Origin of the sequence: Amycolatopsis sp. WQ 127309, from assembly GCF_023023025.1 — a bacterium.
Classification (GTDB): domain Bacteria; phylum Actinomycetota; class Actinomycetes; order Mycobacteriales; family Pseudonocardiaceae; genus Amycolatopsis.
This window is the reverse complement of sequence record NZ_CP095481.1, coordinates 9,196,649-9,221,888: the sequence shown is the minus strand read 5'-3', so window position 1 is coordinate 9,221,888 and position 25,240 is coordinate 9,196,649. Positions and strand designations below refer to the sequence as shown.

Below are 25,240 nucleotides of genomic sequence, written 5' to 3'. Positions count from 1 at the left end.
TAAGTGATCGAAGCTGCTCGTAACTACCTACGTTCGGACGTAATCGTGCATCCAGTGTTCATGTTCTGTTCGGTTCGCGGTGCCGTCCCGTGACACTTTCCGGTGACCCGGAGGTGAAGCGGTGTGGCGCGGGGAATCCCTCCCAGCACAAACCCCTGGCGTGCAGGGGAATTCCGGGAGGAGAGCACCATGAGGAATCGTATCGCCGCCATCGCGGCCGCGGCCGCGCTCACCGTTTCCGCGGCCGTCGGGCTGGCGGCACCGGCGTCGGCGGACCCTGTACCGGGCAATCCGGACCAGTTCTACGCCTACTGCGCGGTCGACCTGCTCGGCACGCCGCTGAACTGCGCGGCGACCGACGCCGAGCACGCGTCGCACGTCTGCCGGTACGTGGCCACTGTGGCCGGCCTCGGACTGGACTGCATCCAGCGCTGAGCCGCTCCGACCGGCACCGATTGCCCGAAAGTACCCGATGGTCCGGACCATCGGGTACTCGTCGGAAAATGTCCGACCGGTTAGCCTTGTTCTTCGCCAGACACCCGTGGATACTTTGTTGCCATCCACAACAAATAGGGTGCCGGTGAGCCGCCAGCCGTCGCCCGCGGACCGAGAGGGGCGACAACGATGTCGACCGAGAACTCCGCCCGATGGCGGCGGACCGCCCGCCTGCTGGTGGCGCCCGCGGCGCTGCTCGTGGCCGGCGCACTGGTGGCCGCACCGCAGAGCCAGGCCGCTTCGGCCGTCCCCGCCAACCTGCTCGCCAGCTTCAGCGACGACTTCGACGGCCCGGCCGGTGCCGGCGTCGACGGGTCGAAGTGGGGCCACGAGACCGGGGACAACGTCAACAACCACGAACGGCAGTGGTACACCGACGGCACCGCCAACGCGGCGCTCGACGGCCAAGGCCACCTCGTGATCACCGCGAAGAAGGAAAGCAGCGGGAACAACTGCTGGTACGGGCCCTGCGAGTACACCTCGGCGCGGCTCAACAGCTCCGGCAAGTTCGCCGCGTCCTCCGGGCACATCGAAGCCCGGATGAAGCTGCCGCGCGGGCAGGGCATGTGGCCCGCGTTCTGGATGCTCGGCACCGACATCGGCAGCGCCGGCTGGCCCAACTGCGGTGAGATCGACATCATGGAGAACGTCGGGTTCGAGCCGAACACCGTGCACGGCACGATCCACGGCCCCGGCTACTCCGGTTCGGCCGGGATCGGCGCGCCCTACAGCGGGCCGAACTTCTCCGACGACTTCCACACCTACGCGATCGACTGGTCCACGGACAAGATCGTCTGGTCCGTCGACGGGAACGCCTACCAGACCCGCACGCCCGCCGACGTCGGCGGCAACCAGTGGGCGTTCAACCACGAGTTCTTCCTCATCCTCAACCTGGCGGTCGGCGGCTACTGGCCCGGCGACCCCGACGGCAGCACCCAGTTCCCGCAGCAGCTCGTCGTGGACTACGTCCACGTGAGCTGATCGCGCGGTGCGGGGCGGGCCCTCTGCCGTGCGCGCGGCAGAGGGCCTCCCGCGCCACTTTTGGTACAGAACCGGGACACTTCTGGTTCAGACCTGTCGAACAACCCCGACGGGACGGCGATCTTCTCCGGACAGGGTGATCGGTGTGCGCTCGACCAGTGCACCCCGGCACCCGGAGGAGATCCATGGCCCGCTTTCGCATCCCGCCGGTCGCCGGCGGCCTCGCCGCCGCGGCGGCGGTGGCGCTCGCCGCGACCTGCTGGGTGGTCTTCCCGCCGTCGGTGGCGGGGCAGGCGAAACCGGCCCGCCCGGCCGTCGACCTGCCGCTGCCGTGGCCCGCGGAAGGCCAGGCGAGCGCCGAGGTCCAGGGCCTGGGCACCCTCGGCAGCCGCGGCGAGCGGACGCCGGTGCCGATCGCCAGCGTCACGAAGGTGATGACCGCCTACGTCGTGCTCAAGGACCACCCGCTCGCCCCGGGTGACGCGGGCCCGCGGATCACCGTCGACCAGCAGGCCGAGACCGAGTCGACGTCGGCCGAGGAGTCGTCCGCGCCGGTTCGCGCGGGCCGCACCCTCAGCGAACGCGACCTGCTGGCCCTGATGCTCATCCCGTCCGGCAACAACGTCGCCCGCCTGCTGGCCCGGTGGGACGCCGGGAGCCAGGACGCGTTCGTCGCGAAGATGAACCGCGAAGCCGCGGCGCTCGGCATGGGCAACACCACGTACACCGGCGCCAGCGGCGTCGAAGACTCCACGACGAGCACCGCCGAGGACCAGCTGCGGCTCGCTCGCGAGGTGATGAAGGACGACACCGTCCGTTCGATCGTCGCGACGCCGAATCTCAGGGTCGACGGCGTGCCGGGCGCGGTCGTCAACACGAACACGCTGCTCGGCCGCTCCGGCGTGATCGGGCTGAAGACGGGCTCGTCGACCGCGGCCGGCGGGGCGCTGATGTGGGCGGCCCGGGCGTCGAGCGGCGCGCTGATCCTCGGGGTGGTGCTGCACCAGAACCCCGGTGGGACGCCGTCGGCCGGGCTGCAGGCCGCGCTGGCCACCAGCGAGACGCTCATCGCCGCGATCCAGCGGGAGCTCCCGGCGGCGACCCGGTGACCGCGGTGACCGAACCGACCATCGTGCCGCCCGCGCCGGAGCGTCTTCCGGGACCCTGGCGACGCGGCCGCGTCATCGCGGTGTTCGCCGTCCTGACGGCGGTGCTGCTGCTCGCGCACCCGCTGGTGCCGAACTGGGCGGGCAACGCCGGTTCGCTGCTGGAGACCGTCCTGCCGTGGGTCGGGTTGCTCGTGGTCCCGCTGCTCGTGGCGGCGCTGATCCGGCGTTCGGCGCTGGCGTTGGTGGCGCTGCTGCTGCCCGCGCTCGTCTGGGGCGCGTCGTTCGGCGGCCGCGTCTTCGACAAGCGGGGGAGCGGCGGGAACTTCACGATCGTCTCGCACAACGTCAACGACGAGAACCCGGACCCGGCGGGCACCGCGCGTGCCCTGGCGGCGTCCGGTGCGCAGGTGATCGCGCTGGAGGAGCTGAAGCGGTCCGAGGTGCCGAAGTACGAGGACGCGCTCGCCGCCGCGTACCCGCACCACTCGGTGCAGGGGACGGTCGGGATCTGGAGCACCTACCCGATCCACGACACGGAACCGGTGGCGATCATGCCCTGGACCCGGGCCCTGCGGACCACAGTGGACAGTCCACAAGGGCCGGTCGCGGTGTACGTGGCGCACCTGCCGTCGGTGCGGGTGCGGCTCGACTCGGGCTTCACGGCGAACGGCCGCGACACCGCATTGGGCCTGCTTTCCGACGCTGTTGCTTCCGACCCCGCCCCGCGCAAGGTCCTGGTCGGCGACTTCAACGGCACGACCGACGACCGCGCCCTCACCCCGATCACGAGCCGCATGCAGTCGGCCCAGGATGAAGTGGGCGACGGCTTCGGCTTCAGCTGGCCGGCTTCGCTGCCGCTGGCCCGGATCGACCAGATCTTCGTGACGGGCGTCCGCCCGGTGGCGGCCTGGACCCTCCCTTCGACCGGTTCCGACCACCTCCCGGTAGCCGCCACCCTGACCCTGTAACCGTCGTGAGCGGGAAACAGTGTTAGAACACTGTTTCCCCGCGTGATCAGGCCCGGAACTCGCGTGATCAGGCCCGTCACCCGCGTGATCGGGCCCGGAACTCGCGTGATTGGAGCCGTAACTCGCGAGTTCCGGCTCCAATCACGTGAGTTCCGGCCTTGATCACGTGGGTTACGGGTCTGAACACGGCGGTTCCGGCTTTGAACACGGCGGTCGTGGCCGGTGGTGGTCAGTCTTTCACCGAAACTGCTGGTCGAACGCGTCGAAATCGCCGGTGGACCGGCGGGGCACGTGACGAGACCGTTACGCGGGCCGGGCTTGACCCGATCGGTGTTATCGCTAACACTGACTCCTCGCCGTCACCTGAACGAGTGACGGGGACCACGCCGATGTGGACGAAAGGGGCAGTCGGTGGCCGAACGATCCCGCCCTGGCGGCTCCCTCAACGGGACTCGGCAGCCGAGCCTGACCGACGTCGCCGGCCGCGCCGGGGTGTCGCACATGACCGTGTCGCGCGTCATCAACGGGACCGGCCCGGTGCGGCCCGCGACCCGCGCCCGGGTGCTCGCCGCGATCGAGGAACTGGGCTACCGCCCGAACTCCGCGGCCCGCGCGCTGGTCACCGGGCGCACCGGCACCCTCGGCGTCCTCGCGCTCGAGTCCAATCTGTACGGTCCGGCCAGTACGCTCTACGGCATCGAGAACGCCGCCCGCGAAGCCGGGTTCGCGATCACGATCTCCAGCGTCAGCCGCCCCGGCCGGTCGTCCATCGCGGACGCCGTCGAGAACCTGCGCGGCCAGGCGGTCGAAGGCATCATCGTCATCGCGCCGCACGTCACCGCCGGGCGGGCCCTGGAGGCCGCGCCCGAGGACATCCCGGTCGTCGCCGTCGGCGGCGGGGACGACGCGCCGGTCCCGGTGATCGCCGTCGACCAGCGCGACGGCGCCCGCCGCGCCACCGAACACCTCCTCGCCCTGGGGCACCGCACGGTCTGGCACATCGCCGGACCGGAGGACTGGCTGGAGGCCCGCGACCGCGAGGCCGGCTGGCGCGAGACCCTCGAACGCCACGGCGCCCCGGTGCCCAAGGTCGTCCGCGGCGACTGGAGCTCGCGCTCCGGCTACGACGCGGGACGGGTGCTGGCCGGGGAAAAGGACCTGGACGCCGTCTTCGCCGGCAACGACCACATGGCCCTCGGCCTGCTGCGCGCGTTCGCCGAAGCCGGGATCTCGGTGCCACGCGACGTCCGCGTCGCGGGCTTCGACGACGTGCCCGAGGCGGCGTACTTCACCCCGCCGCTGACCACGGTCCGGCAGGACTTCATCGAACTCGGCCGGCGCACGTTCGGCCTGCTCGCCGCGCGGATGAGCGGCGGCGAACGGCACGACCGCGCGCTGGTCGCGCCCGAGCTGATCGTGCGCGAGAGCACCGGACCGCGATAGCGGGCCCCGGCCGATCCCGGTGTGTCCCCTGCGACTGTTAGCGCTAACAAAGGAAGTGAACCGGCAGTGTCAGCAGAACCCCTCGTCGTCGGCGTCGACTACGGCACGCTCTCCGGGCGCGCGGTCGTCGTGCGCGTGCGGGACGGTGCCGAGCTGGGCAGCGCCGTGACGGAGTACCGCCACGGCGTCGTCGACCGCGAGCTCCCGGCGACCGGGCGGGCGCTGCCGCCGGAGTGGGCGCTGCAGGTGCCCTCGGACTACGTCGACGTCCTGCGCACCGCCGTCCCCGCCGCGCTGGCCGACGCCGGTGCGAACCCCGCCGACGTCGTCGGCGTCGCCACCGACTTCACCGCCTGCACGATGGTTCCGGCCACAGTGGACGGAACGCCGCTGTGCGAGCTGCCCGCGTTCGCGGAGAACCCGCACGCCTACGTGAAGCTGTGGCGCCACCACGCCGCCCAGCCGCAGGCCGACCGGATCAACGAGCTGGCCCGGGCGCGCGGCGAGAAGTGGCTGCCGCGCTACGGCGGGCTGATCTCGTCGGAGTGGGAGTTCGCCAAGGGCCTCGAGGTGTTCGAGGAGGCGCCGGACGTCTACGCGGCGATGCGCCACTGGGTCGAGGCGGCCGACTGGATCGTCTGGCAGCTGACCGGCACCTACGTCCGCAACGCCTGCACGGCCGGCTACAAGGGCATCCTGCAGGACGGCCAGTACCCCAGCCGCGACTTCCTCCGCGAGCTCGCGCCGGGCTTCGAGTCCTTCGTGGCCGACAAGCTCGACCACCCGCTCGGGCAGCTGGGCTCGCGCGCCGGGTCCCTCACCGCCGAGGCCGCCGCCTGGACCGGCCTGCCCAAGGGGATCGCGGTCGCCGTCGGGAACGTCGACGCGCACGTCACCGCGCCCGCCGCGCGGGCCGTCGAACCCGGGCAGCTCGTCGCGATCATGGGCACCTCGACGTGCCACGTCCTCAACGGCGCCGACCTGCGCGAGGTCCCCGGCATGTGCGGCGTCGTCGACGGCGGGATCGTGCCCGGGCTGTGGGGGTACGAAGCCGGCCAGAGCGGCGTCGGCGACATCTTCGGCTGGTTCGCCGAGCACTTCGCCCGGGAAAGCCACGACGAGCTCACCCGGCTCGCGGCTCGGCAGGAGGTCGGCGAACACGGCCTGCTCGCGCTGGACTGGCACAGCGGCAACCGCTCGGTGCTGGTCGACCACGACCTCTCCGGCGCGCTCGTCGGGCAGACCCTGGCCACCCGCGCCGAAGACGTCTACCGCGCGCTGCTGGAGGCCACCGCGTTCGGCACCCGCAAGATCGTCGAGACGTTCACCGAGGCCGGCATCCCGATCACCGAGCTGATCGTCGCGGGCGGGCTGACGAAGAACGCCCTGCTGATGCAGATCTACGCCGACGTCACCAACCTCCCGCTGTCGGTCGTCGGCTCGGCGCAGGCACCCGCGCTCGGGTCCGCGATCCACGCCGCCGTCGCGGCCGGGGCCTACCCGGACATCCGCGCGGCGGCCGAGGCGATGGGCTCGGCCCGCTCCGCCGTGTACCAGCCGGTGCCCGCGCACGTCACCGCCTACGACGAGCTGTACGCCGAGTACACGACCCTGCACGACTACTTCGGCCGCGGCGCCAACGACGTCATGCACCGCCTGGCGGCCCGTCGGCGAGCGGTCGCGAAAGGACGGTCCTGATGTCCCTGACCGGCGAAGTCCTCGACACCGTCGCGCAACTGCGGGCGACCGTAGCGAGCCTGCACGGCGAGCTGACCCGCAACGCGCTGGTCATCTGGACCGCGGGCAACGTCTCGGCGCGGGTGCCCGGCCGGGACCTGATGGTCATCAAGCCCTCCGGGGTGTCCTACGACGACCTGTCGGCCGACACCATGGTGGTCACCGACCTGCACGGCGAGCTGGTGCACGGTGACTTGGCGCCGTCGTCCGACACCGCCGCGCACGCCTACGTCTACCGCGAGATGCCGGAGATCGGCGGGGTCGTCCACACGCACTCGACCTACGCGACGGCGTGGGCCGCGCGTGGCGAGCCGATCCCGTGCGTGCTCACGATGATCGCCGACGAGTTCGGCGGCGACGTCCCGGTCGGGCCGTTCGCGCTGATCGGCGACGACTCGATCGGCCGCGGCATCGTCGAGACGCTGCGCACCAGCCGCTCCAGAGCGGTCCTGATGCGCAGCCACGGCCCGTTCACCGTCGGCCGCACCGCCCGCGACGCCGTCAAGGCGGCCGTGATGGTCGAGGACGTCGCCCGCACCGTGCACAAGGCCTTCGAGCTGGGCACGCCCGAACCCCTGCCGCCCGAGGACGTCGACCGGCTCTACGCCCGGTACCAGAACGTCTACGGCCAGCAATGATCTCGATGAGGAGAACGATGACTTCCGCGGCCAAACCGCAGCTCTGGTTCCTGACCGGGAGCCAGGCCCTCTACGGCGAGGAGACCCTCGAGCAGGTCGCCGGCCAGTCCCTGCGCATCCAGCAGCTGCTGGCGGGCGCCGGCGGGCTGCCGGCCGAGATCGTCGGCAAGCCGGTGCTGACCGAGGCGTCGTCGATCCGCCGGGTGCTGCAGGAGGCCAACGCCGACGCCGCGTGCGTCGGCGTGATCGCCTGGATGCACACGTTCTCGCCGGCGAAGATGTGGATCACCGGGCTGGACGCGCTGCGCAAGCCGCTGCTGCACCTGCACACCCAGCTCAACGAGGCGCTCCCGTGGTCCACGATCGACATGGACTTCATGAACCTCAACCAGGCCGCGCACGGCGACCGCGAGTTCGGGTACGTCCAGACGCGGCTCGGCATCCCGCGCAAGACCGTGGCCGGGCACGTCACCGACCCGGTCGTCGTCGCCCGGATCGACGCGTGGGCCCGCGCGGCCATCGGTGCCGACCACCTCCGGAACCTCCGGCTGGCGCGGTTCGGCGACAACATGCGCGACGTCGCGGTCACCGAGGGGGACAAGGTCGAGGCCGAGCTGCGGTTCGGCGTCTCGGTGAACACCTACGGCGTCAACGAGCTGGTCGACATCGTGGACTCCGTGTCCGATGTGGACGATCTGCTCGAGCGGTACGCCGAGGACTACGCCATTGTTCCGGAGCTGGCCGCCGGGGGAGCGCGGCACGAGTCGCTGCGGTACGCGGCGAAGATCGAGGCCGGGCTGCGGAAGTTCCTCGACGACGGCGGGTTCGGCGCGTTCACGACGAACTTCGAGGACCTCGGCGGCCTCCGGCAGCTGCCGGGCCTGGCGGTCCAGCGGCTGATGGCCGACGGTTACGGCTTCGGCGGCGAAGGCGACTGGAAGACGTCCGCGCTGCTCGCCGCGGTCAAGGCGATGGGCACCGGCACCGGGCGCGGGACGTCGTTCATGGAGGACTACACCTACCACTTCGGGCCGGGCACGCCGAAGATCCTCGGCGCGCACATGCTGGAAGTCTGCCCCAGCATCGCCGCCGCGACGCCGTCGTGCGAGATCCACCCGCTGGGCATCGGTGGCCGCGAAGACCCGGTGCGGCTGGTGTTCGACGCCGCCCCCGGGCCCGGCGTCACCCTCGGCCTGGTCGACGTCGGCGACCGGTTCCGCCTGGTGGCCAACGAGATCGACGTCGTCCCGCCCGACGAGCCGCTGCCGAACCTGCCGGTCGCGCGGGCGGTGTGGCAGCCCGCGCCGACCCTGGCGACGTCCGCGGAGTCGTGGATCACCGCGGGCGGCCCGCACCACACCGTGCTCACCCAGGCGGTGGGCACCGAGACGCTGCGGGACTTCGCGAACCTGCTCGGCGTCGAGCTGCTCGTGATCGACAAGGACACCACTCCGCACGGCTTCGCGGACCGCATTCGCTGGAACCAGGCGTACTACCGGCTGGCTCAAGGCTTCTGAGAAAGGAAGAGGAACAATGAAGTTCACCAGAACAATGGCGGGGATCGCCGCCGCGGGGCTCGTGCTCACGCTCTCGGCGTGCGGTTCCAGCCAGAAGACCGCCGACCAGGCACCGGCCGCCAACGCCGGTGCCGCGGCGGGCAGCCTGGTCGGCGTCACCATGCCGACCAAGTCGTCGGAACGCTGGATCCACGACGGTGACAACATCAAGGCCGCGCTGGAGAAGCTCGGCTACAAGGTCGACCTGCAGTACGCCGAGAACGACATCCCGACGCAGGTCAACCAGATCGAGAACCAGATCACCAAGGGCGCCAAGCTCCTGGTCATCGCCTCGATCGACGGCACCGCGATCACCACGCAGCTGCAGGAGGCCGCCGACAAGAAGATCCCGGTGATCGCCTACGACCGGCTGATCCGCAACTCGCCGAACGTCGACTACTACGCCACCTTCGACAACTTCAAGGTCGGCGTCGACCAGGCGAACTCGCTGGTCAAGGGCCTCGGCACCGGCGCCGGTCCGTTCAACGTCGAGCTGTTCGCCGGCTCGCCCGACGACAACAACGCGACGTTCTTCTTCAACGGCGCGATGTCCGTGCTCAAGCCGCTGATCGACAGCGGCAAGCTCGTCGTCAAGAGCGGCCAGACCGACTTCGCCCGCGCGGCGATCCTGCGCTGGGACCCGGCCACCGCGCAGCAGCGCATGGAGAACCTGCTCACCTCGACCTACACCGGCGGCGCCAAGGTTTCCGGTGTCCTCTCGCCGTACGACGGCCTGTCGATCGGCATCCTCTCGGCGCTGAAGAGCAACGGCTACGGCTCCGCCGGCCAGCCGTACCCGGTGGTCACCGGGCAGGACGCCGAGGTCGCGTCGGTCAAGTCCATCATCGCCGGCGAGCAGTACTCGACGATCTTCAAGGACACCCGCATCCTCGCCGACACCACGGTGAAGATGGCCGACGCCGCGCTCAAGGGCGGCAAGCCCGAGGTCAACAACACCACCGACTACGACAACGGCAAGAAGGTCGTGCCGTCGTTCCTGCTGCAGCCGGTGACCGTGGACAAGGCGAACTACCAGAAGGAGCTCGTCGACTCCGGCTACTACACGGCAGGTCAGCTGAAATGACCGAACTGCTCGGCATGCGCGGGATCACCAAGACCTTCCCCGGGGTGAAGGCGCTGTCGGACGTCACGCTGTCGGTGAACAGCGGCGAGATCCACGCGATCTGCGGGGAGAACGGGGCCGGGAAGTCCACCTTGATGAAGGTGCTTTCCGGCGTCCACCCGCACGGGACGTACGACGGCGAGATCCACTTCGACGGGCAGCGGTGTGAGTTCGGTTCGGTGCGCGACAGTGAGCGGCGCGGAATCGTGATCATCCACCAGGAGCTCGCGCTGTGCGGGCAGCTTTCGATCGCGGAGAACATCTTTCTCGGCAACGAACGGAACAAGCGGGGCTGGATCGACTGGAACCGCACCAACCACGAGGCCGACGCGCTCCTGAAGCGCGTCGGCCTCGTGGAGGCCCCCGTGACGCCGGTGCGGGACCTCGGCGTCGGCAAGCAGCAGCTCGTCGAGATCGCCAAGGCACTGTCCAAAGAGGTCCGGTTGCTGATCCTCGACGAGCCGACCGCGGCCCTCAACGACGAGGACTCGGCGCACCTGCTCGAACTGCTGCGCGAGCTGCGGGCCGACGGCGTCACGTGCGTGATCATCTCGCACAAGCTCGGCGAGGTGACCGCGATCGCCGACACCGTCACGATCCTGCGGGACGGGCGCACCATCGACACCCTCGACGCGGCCGGCCTGACCGAGGAACGCATCATCACCGGCATGGTCGGGCGCGATCTCGAGCACCGGTTCCCGCCCCGGGAGCCGGACATCGGCGACGAGGTGCTGCGGATCGAGGACTGGACGGTGCACAGCCCGACGCAGGCGGGCCGGGTGGTCGTCGACCACGCGAACCTCAGCCTGCGCCGCGGCGAGGTCGTCGGGCTGGCCGGGCTGATGGGCGCCGGCCGCACCGAGCTCGCGATGAGCGTGTTCGGCCGGTCCTACGGCAAGGACATCTCCGGGCGGGTGTTCAAGCACGGCCAGGAGATCGACGTCCGGACGGTGCGCGACGCCGTCCGCCACGGCATCGCCTACGCCACCGAGGACCGGAAGCGCTACGGGCTCAACCTCATCGAGGACGTCCAGCGCAACGTGTCCGCGGCGGGGCTGGGCAAGCTGGCCAAGCGGGGCTGGGTCAACGAGCACGCCGAGCACGACACGGCCAACGGGTTCCGCCGGGACCTGCGGATCAAGGCGCCGACCGTGCAGAGCGTGACCGGGAAGCTCTCCGGCGGAAACCAGCAGAAGGTCGTGCTGGCCAAGTGGATCTTCACCGACCCGGACGTGCTGATCCTCGACGAGCCTACCCGCGGCATCGACGTCGGCGCGAAGTTCGAGATCTACTCGATCATCAACGAACTGGCCGCGCAGGGGAAGGCCGTGCTGGTCATCTCCTCCGAGCTGCCGGAGCTGCTCGGGCTCTGCGACCGGATCTACGCGCTGTCGGCCGGGCGGATCACCGGCCAGGCGACCCGTGAACAAGCCACCCAGGAACTGCTCATGCACTACATGACGAAGGAACGGGAATGACCACGACCGAAGCGCGGCCCGACGCGCCACCGGTCGAGCACTCCGCCCGGCGGATCTCGATCAACCCGCGCCAGAGCGGCATCTACGTCGCGTTCGCGCTGATCGTGGTGCTGTTCGAGGTGCTCACCGGTGGTGCGCTGCTGGAGCCGCAGAACATCTCCAACATCATCGTGCAGAACTCCTACGTGCTGATCCTCGCGATCGGGATGATCCTGGTGATCATCTCCGGGCACATCGACCTGTCGGCCGGGTCGGCGGTCGCGATGACCGGCGCGGTGTCGGCGGTGCTGATGGTGAACTGGCACCTGCCGTGGTTCCTCGCGGTGCTGATCACACTCGTCGTCGGCGCCGTGATCGGCGCCTGGCAGGGCTACTGGGTCGCCTACTTCGGGATCCCGGCGTTCATCGTGACGCTGGCGGGGATGCTCGTGTTCCGCGCGCTGACCCTGACGGTGCTGGGCAACCAGGGCATCGGCCCGTTCCCGGACGCGATCCGCACGTTGTCGAACGGCTTCACCGACGGCTACCTGGGCAACATCGCCCTCGGCCCGCTCGGCGGCGCCGACCTGGTGTCGCTGCTCGCCGGGGTCGCGGCCGTCGCCGGGATCGCGTTCACCCAGTGGCGCAAGCGCTCGGCCCGGCTGGGGTACGGCCAGGACGTCGACCCGTTCGCGATCTTCGTGCTGAAGATCGCCGGCGTGGCGGTGGTGGTGCTCGCGCTGGTGGTGCAGCTGGCCCGGTTCAAGAACCTGCCATGGGTGCTGATCCTGCTGGCGGCGCTGGTGCTCGGCTACTCGCTGGTGGCAGGCAAGTCGGTGTTCGGCCGGCACATCTACGCCATCGGTGGCAACCTGCAGGCCGCGACGCTCTCGGGCGTCAAGGTCAAGTCGGTGACGTTCTGGATCTTCGTCAACATGGGCGTGCTGGCGGCCCTGGCCGGGATCATCTTCGCCGGCCGCCTCAACCAGGCGGGCCCGACGGCGGGCGTCAACTTCGAGCTGGACGCGATCGCGGCGGCGTTCATCGGCGGCGCGGCGGTCCAGGGCGGCGTCGGCAAGGTGGTCGGCGCGATCACCGGCGGCCTGATCATGGCGGTCATCAACAACGGCATGTCGTTGATCGGTGCCCCGAGCGAGCGGGTGATGCTGGTGAAGGGCGTCGTCCTGCTGGCCGCGGTGGCCTACGACATCTGGACGAAGCGCCGCGCGGCCTCGTAGCCCCGAAAAGCCGTGAATGCCACATTGAGGGACACTACGTCCCTCAATGTGGCATTCACGGACAGTCGTTACTGCGAGCAGCGGTGGCCGCTGTTGATGCACTTGACGACCTGGTTCATCAGGCACTGGCCCATGACGTTGGCGAAGTCGTCGTGGTCCGAGCGGGGGTTGTGGCTCTCCTGCGGGAAAGCGTCCACTTTGTACTGACCCTTGACCTGGATGTCGTGCGGGATGTTGTAGACGAGCTTGATCACCAGCTGCGGCACGTTCTTGAAGCCCTGCGGGCACTTGCCCTGCTGGTCGGCGAACACGATGTGCGTGCGGTGGTTCGTGCTGTCGATGTTCTTGCCGTCCCAGCAGTTCGGGAAGGCGTGGATCCGCTCGACCTTGCTGTTGGCCGGGCAGATCGGGTAGTGGTCGGTCAGCCGGTCCTCGAACCCGGTGCAGGTCCAGCTCGGCCGGGCGTTGGCCGGGCCGTTGGTGCTCTGCTTCGCGTCCCCGTAGAGGATGCGCAGGAACTGCGGCATCGCGACGACCTTCCGCGCGCCACCGCTGGTGAACGTGATGGTCGCGGACTGGACGCGCTGGATCTCGCCGTCGTTGCCGGCGACCTCGTTCTGGTCGTTCACGCCGGGCAGTTCCGCGGCCGCGCCGTCGGTCTGCTTCTGCTGCTTCTGACCGGCCGACGCGTTCTTGTCGCCGTTGCTGGCCTGGCCGCCGTTGTCGAGACCGCCCTGGCCGCCCTGCTTGAGCGCGCACGCGGCGAGCCCGCCGAGGTTCGTCGGCTTGGCCGCGTTGCGCCCGATCGCCGTGGCGATCCGGTTCAGCACCGCGGTCCGCTTGTCCTTGAGCGGGCCGACGACGGCGTTCTGGACGTCCTGCGGCGTCTTGAGGTCACCCTTGGCGATCCGCTTGTTCGCCTCGTCGATCTGCTGGTCGATCTGGGTGAGGTTGTTGTTGACCTCGTCCATCGCCTGGTCGGGGACGTCTTCGGGCAGCTGGCTCGCGACGTCCGGGCAGTCGACCTGCGTGGACGCGTTGTCCTTGGCCGCACCGGCGCGATCGCTCGCCGGCACACTGGCCGGCGGGTTCGCCTCGGCTTCCTCGTCCTCACCGGTGTCGATGCGCACGACCGGCCAGTAGTAGGCGGACTTGTCGCCGTTGCGGCAGGTGGTGCCGGCCTTCGACAGGCTCTTGTTGTTCGAGTCGGCGTTCGTGGAGAGGTTGCCGACGTAGTCGTGCAGGTGCTGGGCGCCGTTGCGGACGCCCGGCTGGGCGATGAAGTTGTCGGGGTTGAAGTGGCCGTTCTCGTTGCGGCCGCAGTTCACCGTGAACGTGCCGCGCGCGCCTTTCTGCTGCAGCGCTTTGTTCACGAAGTTGCCGGCGGGGACCTTCGCGATGTCCAGGAAGAACGACGGGTCGGCGGGGTCGGCGCTGGCTTCGCCGGTCTTGCCGGCGGTGGTCGCGACGACGATGCCGCCGACGGCGATCGCGAGAGCGAGACCGCCGGTGGCGATCTTCGTTCTGCGGGAGACGCGGTGCCGGCCCGTGGCGGGGGATCGGGACATGGAGTTGTTCACCTCGTTAGGTTTTCCGGGCACGGCGAAGAAAGCTGCGTGCCCGGCTGGGAGAACGCGCGGAACCCGGGGGAGTGGCACCGCGCGCGGTTGTCGGGGACCGCGCCCGGTGTCACTGGTTCCGGCATTGGCTGAAACGGCCAGAAGTCGGGGGCGGTTCAAACCGCGATTCCGCCGTTATCAGTTCGTTATATTGGATTCGGTCGCTGCTGGTGAGGTGACGCGAGCCGGAGGACGGATGACTGCTGTGTGGTCGTTGACCGAGCTGGAGGTCGTGTTCCGGCTGTGCTGGGACGAACGGACGTGCGATCCGTCGGACACGTGGGACGCGGCGAACCCCGCGGGCGGGCACTGCGGCGTCACCGCGATGGCGGTGGCGGAACTCCTCGGCGGCGAGGAGTCCGGCCCGGTGTCGGAGCACGAGCCGATCCGCTGTCCGACCGCCCGGATGGCGACGCGCTACGACCTCTTCGCGTCCCGCGTGCGTGCCCGGCTGGGCGGCTCGGTGCCGGCGGGAATCCCGGCCTGACGGCGTCGATCCGTTCCGCGGCCACCCTCTGAACGAGTCGTGCCACGATGGGCCGCATGGCTCAGGAAACGAGTGAATACGACGGTTTCGCCGAGGCCTACACGGCCGAGAACGAGACCAGCCTGATGAACGCCTACTACGAACGCCCGGCGGCCCTGGCGCTCGCCGGCGACGTGACCGGCCGGCGGATCCTCGACGCCGGCTGCGGCTCAGGTCCGCTCTTCGCGGCGCTGCGGGACCGCGGCGCCGTCGTGTCCGGCTTCGACCAGAGCGCCGCGATGCTGGACCACGCGCGGAAGCGGCTCGGTACGGACGCGGACCTGCGGGTCGCCGACCTGGCCGACCCGCTGCCATTCCCCGACGCCGCGTTCGACGACGTCGTGGCGTCCCTGGTGCTGCACTACCTGGAGGACTGGACACCGACGCTGGCCGAACTGCGGCGCGTGCTGCGGCCCGGCGGCCGGCTCATCGCGTCGGTCAACCACCCGATGATGGTCAACCTCACGCACCGCGCGGAAGGTCCCCGGCCCGACTACTTCGAGCGCTACACCTGGACCGACACGTTCGAGCTGCAGGGCCGACCCTGCCGGATGACGTTCTGGAACAAGCCACTGCACGCGATGACCGACGCCTTCACCGAAGCCGGTTTCCGCATCGCCGTCATCCACGAGCCGCACCCGACGCCGGAGGCGCGGGAGGTGTACCCGGACGACTTCCCGATCCTCGACACGTTCCCGAGTTTCCTGTTCTTCGTCCTGGAAGCGGGCTAGAGCCGCAGGCGGTCGCCCAGCTCGCGGATGTAGGCCGGGTCGCCGCTGCCCAGGTCCAGCTGGCGGTGGCGTTCCGCGGCGAACGCCCGGCCCAGTGCCGTCCGGTCCGATGTGGACATCGTGGTGCGCAGGTCGTTCAGCAGCCCGCGTTCTTCGCCGCGGACGTGGGTGTCGACGAGGTTCTCCAAGCGCTGCAACGCCTTCTCGACGTCGTCCGGGTCGAGGGCGGCCAGGAGGTCGTCGGCGAACAGCTCGCCAGGTGCTTCCGGGCGGACGATGCGCTCGGTCGCCGTCGCGTGGGCGACCAGCAGTGCCGCCAGCTCGGCGACCAGGGCCGGGCGGTCGGCCTCGGTGTTGCGCAGGTCGCGGAACAGCTGCTCGAACCGGCGGTGGTCGGCCAGCAGGACCTCGACCAGGTCCGAACCGGGCGCGACGGCGGCCGGGCCGGGGCGCATCCAGCCGAACGTCAGCTCGACGGCCTGGCGCCAGTGCCCGTACTCGGTGGCGCGCCGCGCCGGGTCCATCGCCGGCAGCCACTGCCCGGCCCGGTGCCAGTTGCGCCGCAGGCCCTCCAGGTCCGGCCAGTACCCGACCGACAGCCCGGCCGCGTAGGCCGCGCCGAGCGACACCGTCTCGGCCACCATCGGCCGGACGACCGGCACGTCGAGGACGTCGGCGACGAACTGCATGAGCAGGTTGTCCGCGGTCATCCCGCCGTCGACCTTGAGCGTCTTCAACGCCAGGCCGGAGTCGGCGTTCATCGCGTCGACGACCTCGCGGGTCTGCCAGCCGGTCGCCTCCAGCACCGCCCGCGCGAGGTGGCCCTTGGTGATGTACGACGTCAGCCCGGCGATCACGCCGCGCGCCTCGCTGTGCCAGTGCGGCGCGAAGAGCCCGGAGAACGCGGGGACGATGTAGCAGCCGCCGTTGTCCTCGACCGTGCGGGCCAGGGTCTCGATCTCCGGCGCGCTGCCGATCAGCTCCAGGCCGTCGCGGAACCACTGCACCAGCGACCCGGTGACGGCGATCGAGCCTTCCAGGGCGTAGACGGCGGGCTCGTCGCCGATCTTGAAGCCGACGGTGGTGAGCATGCCGTGGGTGGACAGCACCGGCGTCGGGCCGGTGTTGAGCAGCAGGAAGCTGCCGGTGCCGTAGGTGCACTTCGCCTCGCCGGGCGCGAAGCAGGTCTGGCCGAACAGCGCGGCCTGCTGGTCACCGAGCGCGGCGGCGATCCGGATGCCGGGCACGACGCGGCTGGTGGTGCCGTACACCTCGGTCGAGGAGCGGATCTCCGGCAGCATCGCGCGCGGGACGTCGAAGAAGTCGAGCAGCTCGACGTCCCAGTTCAGCGTGCGCAGGTTCATCAGCATGGTGCGCGAGGCGTTGGTGACGTCGGTGACGTGCACGCCGCCCTCGGCGCCGCCGGTGAGGTTCCAGATGAGCCAGCTCTCGATGGTGCCGAAGAGGACGTCGCCGCGCTCGGCGCGCTCGCGCAGGCCGGGGGTGCGGTCCAGGAGCCAGCGGATGCGGGGCGCCGAGAAGTAGGTGGCCAGGGGGAGGCCGCACAGCTGCCGGACGCGGTCCGCGCCGGGCTCGCGGGCGAGCTGGTCGAGCATCGCGTCGGTGCGGGTGTCCTGCCAGACGATCGCGCGGCCGACGGGGTTGCCGGTGCGCCGGTCCCACACGACGGTGGTCTCGCGCTGGTTGGCGATGCCCAGGCCGACGACCTGGTCCGCGGTCGCCCCGGCGTCGGCGAGGGCCTGCGGGACGATCCGGGACACGTTGCGCCAGATCTCGGTGGCGTCGTGCTCGACCCAGCCGGGCCGCGGGAAGTGCTGCTGGTGCTCCCGCTGCACGACGGACACGAGCCGGCCGCGGGCGTCGAACAGGATGCACCGGGTGGAGGTGGTGCCCTGGTCGATGGACATCACGTACCGCTGGACCACGGACGCACCTCCTGCACGATCGAGTGGCCGCACGGGCCCGCAGGTAAAGCCGTGAAGGCCTCCTTACCGGCGGTAAGAGCCGGTAAGGAGGCCTTCACGGCTTTCGGCGGGGCGTGTGGGGCGTGGCGGTCCCGGGCGCTGGTGCGGCGTGGTGGCCGGGTCACCATCGGGACGCGCCCAGGTCGCGGGACACCGCGCGGGCCGCGTCGCGGACGTGGCCCAGCAGGCGGGGGGCGGGGCTGCCGTCGGGCTCGCAGATGCGGTCCGCGGCGCCCGACACGCCGATCGCGCCGACCACGATGCCGCCGTGGCCGCGGATCGGGGCGGCGATGCCCGCCTCGTCCGAGATCATCTCGCCGTTCTCCGCCGCCCAGCCCGCTTCGCGGACCTTCGCGCACTCGCGCTTGATCGCCGTCTGGGTGACCAGCGTGCGGCGCGTGTACGCCTCCGTGGTGGCCTTCAGCGTCGTGTCGTAGGCCAGCAGCACCTTGCCGAGCGACGTCGCGTGCAGCGGCAGCAGCGTGCCGACGTCCAGGGTCTGCAGGCTGTCGTCCGGGCGGAACACGTGGTGCACGACCAGGACCCGGCCCTCCAGCGGCGCGCCGATCCGGACCGCCTCGCCGCTGCGGGACGCCAGCGCGTCGGCCCAGTTGATCGCGCGGGAGCGCAGCTCGTTGACGTCCAGGTAGCTCGTGCCCAGGTGCAGCAGCGTGGCGCCGAGCTGGTACTTGCCCGTGTCGCGGTCCTGCTCGACGAACCCGACACCCTGCAGCGTCCGCAGGATGCCGTGCGCCGTGCCCTTGGCCAGTTCGAGGGATTCGGCGATCTCGCCGACGCCGAGACGGCCCGAGCCCCGCGCCAGCAGCCGCAGGATCGCGGCCGCGCGCTCGATGGACTGGATCGGACCCGGCACGTCCGCGACCCTAGCCCGACCGGCCCCGATTCGACAATGTCGAACATCGTCTTCGCCCGTTCGACAATGCCGACCGGCCGCCGTTGACCCGCTGTGACGGGCGGGCTTGGCTGGACGAACCAGGGGGAACTGGTCCTTTGTGGAGGAAGCAATGGTGCGAAACCTCAAGGCCCACGGACTCGGTGGCGAGATGGCCGCGGAGTTCGTGGGGACGATGATCCTCATCCTGTTCGGGTGCGGGGTGGTGGCGCAGGTCGCCGCCGCGGGCATCGGGGACCACGACAGCATCGCCTGGGCGTGGGGTCTCGGCGTCACGCTCGGTGTCTACGTCGCTTCACGGGTGAGTGGCGCGCACCTCAACCCGGCGATCACCGTCGCCCTCGCCGTGTTCAAGGGGTTCTCCTGGCGCAAGGTCGCCCCCTACGCCCTCGCGCAGACCGCCGGCGCGTTCGTCGCCGCCATGCTGGTGCGCTGGAACTACACCGAGGTCCTCAACGCGAAGGACCCCGGCCTGACGATCAAGACCCAAGGGGTGTTCTCCACCCTGCCGGGCAACGGCACGCTCCCGGTGGGTGACTGGGGCGCCTTCCGCGACCAGATCATCGGCACCGCGATCCTCGCGCTGGTCATCTTCGCCATCACCGACCTGCGCAACACCTCGCCCGGCGCCAACCTGGCCCCGGTCGTCGTCGGCTTCCTGGTCGTCGCGATCGGGATGGCCTGGGGCACCAACGCCGGCTACGCGATCAACCCCGCCCGCGACTTCGGCCCGCGACTCGCGTCCTGGCTCACCGGCTACGACACGGCGTTCACCGACCAGTACGGCTTCCCCTATTGGTGGATCCCGATCGTGGCACCCGTGCTCGGCGCGATCATCGGCGGCGCGATCTACAAGTACCTGATCGAGCGGTTCCTGCCCGCCGGGGACCCGCTGGACGCCATGCCCGCCAAGGACTTCGAGCCCGCGAACTGAGAAGGGAACCACCATGCCTGACTTCGTCGGCGCCGTAGACCAGGGCACCACCAGCACCCGGTTCATGATCTTCGACCACGGCGGCAACGAGATCGCCCGCCACCAGCTGGAGCACGAGCAGATCCTGCCGAAGCCCGGCTGGGTCGAGCACGACGCCACCGAGATCTGGGAACGCACCCGCTCGGTCATCGCCACCGCGCTCAACAAGGCCAACCTCACCGCGGGCGACCTGGCCTCGCTCGGCATCACCAACCAGCGCGAGACCACCGTCGTGTGGAACCGCCGCACCGGCCGCCCGTACGGCCACGCCATCGTCTGGCAGGACACCCGCACCGACCGGATCGCCTCGGCGCTGGAACGCTCCGGCAAGGGCGACGTCATCCGCCGCAAGGCCGGCCTCCCGCCCGCGACGTACTTCTCCGGCGGCAAGCTGCAGTGGATCCTCGAAAACGTCGACGGCGTCCGCGAAGCCGCCGAAGCGGGCGACGCGCTGTTCGGCACCACCGACTCGTGGCTCATCTGGAACCTCACCGGCGGCCCGGACGGCGGCGTCCACGTCACCGACCCGACCAACGCGTCGCGCACCATGCTGATGGACCTCGAGACCCTCGACTGGGACGACGAACTGCTGTCGTTCTTCACCGTCCCGCGCCGGATGCTGCCGAAGATCCGGCCGTCGTCGAACCCGGGCTTCTTCGGCACGACCCGCGCGGACGGCCCGTTCGGCGGCGAGGTCCCGATCGCCGGCGTGCTCGGCGACCAGCAGGCGGCCACCGTCGGACAGGTCTGCTTCCGGCCCGGCGAGGCCAAGAACACCTACGGCACCGGCAACTTCCTGCTGCTCAACACCGGGCACGAGCTGGTCCGCTCGAAGCACGGCCTGCTCACGACGCTGTGCTACCAGTTCGGCGACGAGAAGCCGGTGTACGCGCTGGAGGGCTCGATCGCCGTCACCGGCTCGGCCGTGCAGTGGCTGCGCGACCAGCTGGGCATCATCAGCGGCGCAGCGCAGAGCGAAAGCCTGGCGCGCCAGGTCGAGGACAACGGCGGCGTCTACTTCGTCCCGGCGTTCTCCGGCCTCTTCGCGCCCTACTGGCGGTCCGACGCGCGGGGCGCGATCGTCGGCCTGACCCGCGCGACGACCAACGCGCACATCGCCCGGGCGACGCTGGAAGCGATCTGCTACCAGACCCGCGACGTCGTCGACGCGATGCAGAACGACTCCGGCGTCACGCTCGACGTGTTGCGTGTGGACGGTGGCGTCACCGCGAACGAGCTGTGCATGCAGCTGCAGGCGGACATCCTCGGCGTGCCGGTGTCGAAGCCGGTCGTCGCCGAGACCACCGCGCTCGGCGCCGCCTACGCGGCCGGGCTGGCCGTCGGCTTCTGGCGGTCGACCGACGAGCTGGAACAGAACTGGAACGAGGACAAGCGCTGGGAGCCGTCGTGGACGGACGAACAGCGCGCGGAGGGCTACGCGGGCTGGCAGAAGGCCGTCGGCCGGACGCTCGACTGGGTAGATGTGGAGTGAGGACAAGATGAAGAGGAACACCACGACACCGCTTTCCCCGGTGTACCGCGCGGAGACGCTGCGCAAGCTCGCCCGCGAAGAGGTCGACGTGCTCGTCGTCGGCGGGGGCGTGACCGGCGCGGGTGTCGCGCTCGACGCGGCGTCGCGCGGGCTGTCCGTCGCGCTCGTCGAGGCGCGGGACTTCGCCGCCGGGACGTCCAGCCGGTCGTCCAAGCTGATCCACGGCGGGCTGCGCTACCTGGAACAGCTGGACTTCAAGCTGGTGCGCGAGGCGCTCAAGGAACGCGGGCTGCTGCTGCAGACCCTGGCGCCGCACCTGGTCCGGCCGGTGAAGTTCCTGGTGCCGCTGACGCACCGGGTGTGGGAGCGCGGGTACATCGGCGCCGGCGTCACGCTGTACGACACGCTCGGCGGGGCTCGCGCGCTGCCGCGGCACCGGCACCTGTCCAAGCGCGGCGCGTTCAAGGTGGCGCCGGCCCTGGCCGACGACGCGCTGATCGGCGCGATCCAGTACTACGACGCCCAGGTCGACGACGCGCGCCACACGATGACCATCGCGCGGACCGCCGCCGAGCAGGGCGCCTCGGTGCTGACGCGGGCGCGGATGACGTCGTTGCTGCGCGACGGCGAGCGGGTTGTCGGCGCGAAGGTCGTGGACCGCGAGAGCGGCGTCGAGTTCGAAGTCCGGGCTCGCACGGTGATCGCGGCGACGGGCGTGTGGAGCGACGACATGTCCGAAGCGGCCGGGATCCCCGCGCCGTTCACCGTGCGCGCGTCGAAGGGCGTCCACCTCGTGGTGCCGCGGGAGAAGATCGACCTCGACACCGGGTTGATCCTGCGCACCGAGAAGAGCGTGCTGTTCGTGATCCCGTGGGGCAAGCACTGGCTCGTCGGCACCACCGACACCGAGTGGGACCTCGACCGCGAGCACCCGGCGGCGAGCCGCGCGGACGTCGACTACGTGCTGGAGCACCTCAACGCGGTGCTGCGCACGCCGGTCACGCACGACGACATCGAAGGCGTCTACGCCGGTCTTCGGCCGCTGCTGGCGGCGAAGGCGGCCGTGACGACGAAGCTGTCGCGGGAACACGCGGTCGCGCACCCGGTGCCGGGCCTGGTGATCGTGGCCGGCGGCAAGTACACGACCTACCGGGTGATGGCCGCCGACGCCGTCGACGTCGCGGTCGAAGAGGTCGGCCGCCCGACGCCGCCGTCGTGGACCGACCGGCTGCCGATCGTCGGCGCGGCGGGCTACCACGAGCTGTGGGACGGCCGGTTCGCGCTGGCGTCGCGGGCGGGTCTGCCGGTGGCGCGGATCGAGCACCTGCTGGGGCGGTACGGCTCGGCGATCGAGGACGTCCTGACGTCGATCGCGGAGCGCCCGGAGCTGGGCGCGCCCTTGCCGGGCGCGTCCGAGTACCTGAAGGCGGAGGTGGTGTACGCGGTCTCGCACGAGGGCGCGCTGCACCTGGAGGACGTCCTCACCCGCCGGACGCGGATCTCCATCGAGGAACGCGATCGCGGTGTCACGGCGGCCCCGTGGGTCGCGGAGCTGATGGCCCCGCTGCTGGGCTGGGACGCGCACCGCCAGTCCCGCGAGGTGACGAACTACCTCGCCCGCGTCGAGGCGGAGCGCACGGCGCAGGAGGCCCCGGACGACGAGGCCGCGAACGCCAGCCGCCTGACGGCCCCGGCCCTCCTCCCGAGCTGACCTGCTGCGCCCCCGCACCCCCGCAAGCCCCGGAAAGCCGTGAAGGCCTCCTTACCGGCTCTTATGGCCGGTAAGGAGGCCTTCACGGCTTTGGACCGCAGCCGAGTTCGGCGAGGACGTAGCGGGCGTTGGCGGAGATGACGGCGTTCGTGCGGCGGTAGTAGGGGAGCTGGATCACGGCCATCGACAGCGCCCGGCCGCGGCCGCGTGCCCAGGCCGCGTCGTCGGCGCCGACGGCGTCGCGGAAGGCCGGGCGGGTGGCCTCGGTGAGGAGGTTCCACGCCGGGATCAGGTCGCAGGCCGGGTCGCCGATGCCCGCGGTGGCCCAGTCGAGGACGGCCGTGAGGTGTCCATTGTGGACCAGCAGGTTGCTCGGCATGAGGTCTCCGTGGACCCAGCCGTCTGCTGAGACCGGGGCTTCCAGGGCCTCGGACCAGACTGCGAGGGCGGCTGAGGCGTCGAACGGCTCGTCGGTCCCGCGTAGTTCCTCCACGGCGTCGCGGGTCGCGCGGTCGAGGAGCGCCAAGGGGCCGCCGCGGTAGGCCGGGGGACCGTCGGCCTTCGTGCGCCGCACCGCGAGGACGAACTCCGCCAGTCCGTCCGCGGAGCGGCCTTCGAGCGCGGGCTCGCCGTCGAGCCACCGATGCACTGCCCACGGCCACGGGTAGCCCTCGCCGGGTTCGCCGATCCCGGCGACGACCGGGACCGCCACCGGCAGGCCGTCGAGCGTCGCCAGCAGCCGCTCCTCCTTCGCGACGTCCGCGGCGCCTCCGGCGGTCCGGGGGAGGCGGACGGTGAGGTCGTCGCCGAGGCGGTGGACGGCGTTGACCGTGCCGCCCGACGCGAGCGGCACGACCGGGAGTGAAGCCCAGCGCGGGAACTGCGTGCGGACCAGCCGCCGGACGAGCGCGGTGGTGATGGCGTGCATGCCGCTACCGAATCACCAGGTCAAGCCGGGGTCAACGGGTTTCCGTGACCCCGAATTGCACGATGATGCATCGCCGTGCATAATCATTCGCATGTCCAAGGTGCTCACTTCCCTGCCCGTCGGCGAACGTGTCGGTATCGCCTTCTCCGGTGGCCTCGACACTTCCGTGGCCGTCGCGTGGATGCGCGACAAAGGCGCTGTCCCCTGCACCTACACCGCCGACATCGGCCAGGCCGACGAGCCCGACATCGGGTCGGTGCCCGGGCGGGCCCACGCCTACGGCGCGGAGGTCGCGCGGCTGGTCGACTGCCGGGAAGCCCTCGTCGAAGAGGGGCTCGCGGCGCTGACGTGCGGCGCGTTCCACATCCGCTCCGGCGGCCGCAGCTACTTCAACACCACCCCGCTGGGGCGCGCCGTCACCGGCACCCTGCTGGTGCGCGCCATGCTCGAGGACGACGTCCAGATCTGGGGCGACGGCTCCACCTTCAAGGGCAACGACATCGAGCGGTTCTACCGCTACGGCCTGCTCGCCAACCCCTCCCTGCGGATCTACAAGCCGTGGCTGGACGCCGCCTTCGTCACCGAGCTCGGTGGCCGCAAGGAGATGTCGGAGTGGCTGCTGGCGCACGACCTGCCCTACCGCGACAGCACGGAGAAGGCGTACTCGACCGACGCCAACATCTGGGGCGCCACGCACGAGGCGAAGTCGCTGGAGCACCTCGACACCGGTCTCGAGATCGTCCAGCCCATCATGGGCGTGAAGTTCTGGGACCCCGAGGTCGAGATCGCGGCCGAAGACGTCACGATCGGCTTCGAGCAGGGCCGGCCGGTGACGATCAACGGCAAGGAGTTCGCCTCCGCCGTCGACCTGGTGCTGGAGGCCAACGCCGTCGGCGGCCGGCACGGCCTGGGCATGTCGGACCAGATCGAGAACCGGATCATCGAGGCCAAGAGCCGCGGCATCTACGAGGCGCCGGGCATGGCGCTGCTGCACGCGGCCTACGAGCGGCTGGTCAACGCCGTCCACAACGAGGACACCGTCGCCAGCTACCACAACGAGGGCCGCCGCCTCGGCCGGCTGATGTACGAAGGCCGCTGGCTCGACCCGCAGGCGATGATGCTGCGCGAGTCGCTGCAGCGCTGGGTCGGCACCGCGATCACCGGCGAGGTGACGCTCCGGCTGCGCCGCGGCGAGGACTACTCGATCGTCGACACGACGGGCCCGGCGTTCAGCTACCACCCCGACAAGCTGTCGATGGAGCGGACCACGGACTCGGCGTTCGGCCCGGTGGACCGCATCGGCCAGCTGACCATGCGCAACCTCGACATCGCCGACTCCCGCGCCAAGCTGGAGCAGTACGCCAGCCTGGGCATGGTCGGCGGCACCGCGCACACCCACCCGAAGCTGATCGGCGCCGCCCAGGCGGCCTCGACGGGCCTGATCGGCGCGATGGCCGAGGGTGGCGCGGAGGTGATCGCCTCCCGCGGCAAGGCCTCGGGCGGCGACGAGCTGCTGGACCAGGCCGCCATGGAGTCCGGCACCGACTGACCCACTGACCCACTGACCCACTGACCTGCTGGCGAGAGAAGAGACCCGGCCGCATCGGTCGGGTCTCT

General features: G+C 70.6%; 20 protein-coding genes and 1 pseudogene. 17 read left to right on the top strand and 4 right to left on the bottom strand.

Annotated features, from left to right (window positions below; genetic code table 11):
* The first annotated feature begins 189 nt into the window (after window positions 1-189).
* The 11 genes and pseudogenes from MUY22_RS40630 to mmsB all read left to right on the top strand — a co-directional run bounded on the left by MUY22_RS40630 (window position 190) and on the right by mmsB (window position 12,745).
* On the top strand, window positions 190-435 hold the full coding sequence (locus tag MUY22_RS40630; RefSeq protein WP_247052496.1) for a hypothetical protein: 246 nt from the start codon (window positions 190-192) through the stop codon (window positions 433-435).
* 189 nt (window positions 436-624) lie between these two features.
* Window positions 625-1,473: pseudogene (locus MUY22_RS40625) on the top strand (family 16 glycosylhydrolase); the annotation flags it as partial.
* Window positions 1,474-1,661: 188 nt separating this feature from the next.
* Window positions 1,662-2,585 carry a D-alanyl-D-alanine carboxypeptidase family protein gene (locus MUY22_RS40620; RefSeq protein ID WP_247052495.1) on the top strand — a complete coding sequence of 308 codons (924 nt, stop codon included), beginning with the start codon at window positions 1,662-1,664 and terminating at the stop codon, window positions 2,583-2,585.
* Between the two features lie 23 nt (window positions 2,586-2,608).
* On the top strand, window positions 2,609-3,553 hold the full coding sequence (locus MUY22_RS40615) for an endonuclease/exonuclease/phosphatase family protein (RefSeq protein WP_371827708.1): 945 nt from the start codon (window positions 2,609-2,611) through the stop codon (window positions 3,551-3,553).
* Between the two features lie 411 nt (window positions 3,554-3,964).
* Window positions 3,965-4,996 (top strand): LacI family DNA-binding transcriptional regulator, encoded by a 1,032-nt coding sequence (locus MUY22_RS40610; RefSeq protein ID WP_247052493.1) that lies wholly within the window; start codon window positions 3,965-3,967, stop codon window positions 4,994-4,996.
* Between the two features lie 66 nt (window positions 4,997-5,062).
* Window positions 5,063-6,694 carry a ribulokinase gene (gene araB, locus MUY22_RS40605; RefSeq protein ID WP_247052492.1) on the top strand — a complete coding sequence of 544 codons (1,632 nt, stop codon included), beginning with the start codon at window positions 5,063-5,065 and terminating at the stop codon, window positions 6,692-6,694.
* A complete protein-coding gene (locus tag MUY22_RS40600; protein WP_247052491.1) occupies window positions 6,694-7,371 on the top strand; it encodes an L-ribulose-5-phosphate 4-epimerase in 678 nt (225 codons plus the stop codon). The genes araB and MUY22_RS40600 overlap by 1 nt, the downstream gene beginning before the upstream one ends.
* A gap of 17 nt (window positions 7,372-7,388) precedes the next feature.
* A complete protein-coding gene (gene araA / locus MUY22_RS40595; RefSeq protein ID WP_247052490.1) occupies window positions 7,389-8,888 on the top strand; it encodes an L-arabinose isomerase in 1,500 nt (499 codons plus the stop codon).
* Window positions 8,889-8,904: 16 nt separating this feature from the next.
* On the top strand, window positions 8,905-10,011 hold the full coding sequence (gene chvE, locus MUY22_RS40590) for a multiple monosaccharide ABC transporter substrate-binding protein (RefSeq protein ID WP_247052489.1): 1,107 nt from the start codon (window positions 8,905-8,907) through the stop codon (window positions 10,009-10,011).
* A complete protein-coding gene (gene mmsA / locus MUY22_RS40585; RefSeq protein WP_247052488.1) occupies window positions 10,008-11,528 on the top strand; it encodes a multiple monosaccharide ABC transporter ATP-binding protein in 1,521 nt (506 codons plus the stop codon). Before chvE ends, mmsA begins: the two co-directional genes overlap by 4 nt.
* Window positions 11,525-12,745, top strand: a complete 1,221-nt coding sequence (mmsB, locus tag MUY22_RS40580) for a multiple monosaccharide ABC transporter permease (protein ID WP_247052487.1) — start codon at window positions 11,525-11,527, stop codon at window positions 12,743-12,745. Before mmsA ends, mmsB begins: the two co-directional genes overlap by 4 nt.
* A 68-nt stretch (window positions 12,746-12,813) precedes the next feature.
* Here mmsB and MUY22_RS40575 read toward each other — a convergent pair whose 3' ends face one another.
* The gene (locus tag MUY22_RS40575) at window positions 12,814-14,313 is read right to left on the bottom strand and encodes a DUF1996 domain-containing protein (RefSeq protein WP_247052486.1); all 1,500 of its coding nucleotides are present in this window, start codon (window positions 14,311-14,313) and stop codon (window positions 12,814-12,816) included.
* A 247-nt stretch (window positions 14,314-14,560) separates the two neighbouring features.
* Between MUY22_RS40575 and MUY22_RS40570 the strand changes: the two genes are divergently transcribed.
* Together MUY22_RS40570 and MUY22_RS40565 are read left to right on the top strand one after the other, a co-directional pair.
* On the top strand, window positions 14,561-14,851 hold the full coding sequence (locus MUY22_RS40570) for a hypothetical protein (RefSeq protein ID WP_247052485.1): 291 nt from the start codon (window positions 14,561-14,563) through the stop codon (window positions 14,849-14,851).
* 56 nt (window positions 14,852-14,907) lie between these two features.
* Window positions 14,908-15,621, top strand: coding sequence for a class I SAM-dependent methyltransferase (locus MUY22_RS40565; RefSeq protein ID WP_247052484.1), 714 nt, complete (start codon window positions 14,908-14,910; stop codon window positions 15,619-15,621).
* Here MUY22_RS40565 and glpK (MUY22_RS40560) read toward each other — a convergent pair.
* Both glpK (MUY22_RS40560) and MUY22_RS40555 read right to left on the bottom strand, forming a co-directional pair.
* Window positions 15,618-17,567 (bottom strand): glycerol kinase GlpK, encoded by a 1,950-nt coding sequence (glpK, locus tag MUY22_RS40560; protein WP_247052483.1) that lies wholly within the window; start codon window positions 17,565-17,567, stop codon window positions 15,618-15,620. The two genes, MUY22_RS40565 and glpK (MUY22_RS40560), sit on opposite strands and share 4 nt — an antisense overlap.
* A 160-nt stretch (window positions 17,568-17,727) precedes the next feature.
* Window positions 17,728-18,480, bottom strand: coding sequence for an IclR family transcriptional regulator (locus tag MUY22_RS40555; protein WP_247052482.1), 753 nt, complete (start codon window positions 18,478-18,480; stop codon window positions 17,728-17,730).
* A 151-nt stretch (window positions 18,481-18,631) separates the two neighbouring features.
* Between MUY22_RS40555 and MUY22_RS40550 the strand changes: the two genes are divergently transcribed.
* The 3 genes from MUY22_RS40550 to glpD are packed head-to-tail and all read left to right on the top strand — an operon-like array spanning window position 18,632 to window position 22,695.
* Complete coding sequence (locus MUY22_RS40550; protein ID WP_247052481.1) at window positions 18,632-19,453, top strand: MIP/aquaporin family protein; 822 nt, start codon at window positions 18,632-18,634, stop codon at window positions 19,451-19,453.
* A gap of 13 nt (window positions 19,454-19,466) precedes the next feature.
* Window positions 19,467-20,984, top strand: coding sequence for a glycerol kinase GlpK (glpK, locus tag MUY22_RS40545; protein WP_247052480.1), 1,518 nt, complete (start codon window positions 19,467-19,469; stop codon window positions 20,982-20,984).
* 7 nt (window positions 20,985-20,991) lie between these two features.
* On the top strand, window positions 20,992-22,695 hold the full coding sequence (glpD, locus tag MUY22_RS40540) for a glycerol-3-phosphate dehydrogenase (RefSeq protein WP_247052479.1): 1,704 nt from the start codon (window positions 20,992-20,994) through the stop codon (window positions 22,693-22,695).
* An 82-nt stretch (window positions 22,696-22,777) separates the two neighbouring features.
* Here glpD and MUY22_RS40535 read toward each other — a convergent pair whose 3' ends face one another.
* Window positions 22,778-23,623, bottom strand: coding sequence for an aminoglycoside phosphotransferase family protein (locus MUY22_RS40535; protein ID WP_247052478.1), 846 nt, complete (start codon window positions 23,621-23,623; stop codon window positions 22,778-22,780).
* Window positions 23,624-23,714: 91 nt separating this feature from the next.
* Between MUY22_RS40535 and argG the strand changes: the two genes are divergently transcribed.
* Window positions 23,715-25,172: an argininosuccinate synthase gene (gene argG, locus MUY22_RS40530; protein ID WP_247052477.1), complete on the top strand. Its 1,458-nt coding sequence runs from the start codon at window positions 23,715-23,717 to the stop codon at window positions 25,170-25,172.
* Window positions 25,173-25,240: the final 68 nt, after the last annotated feature.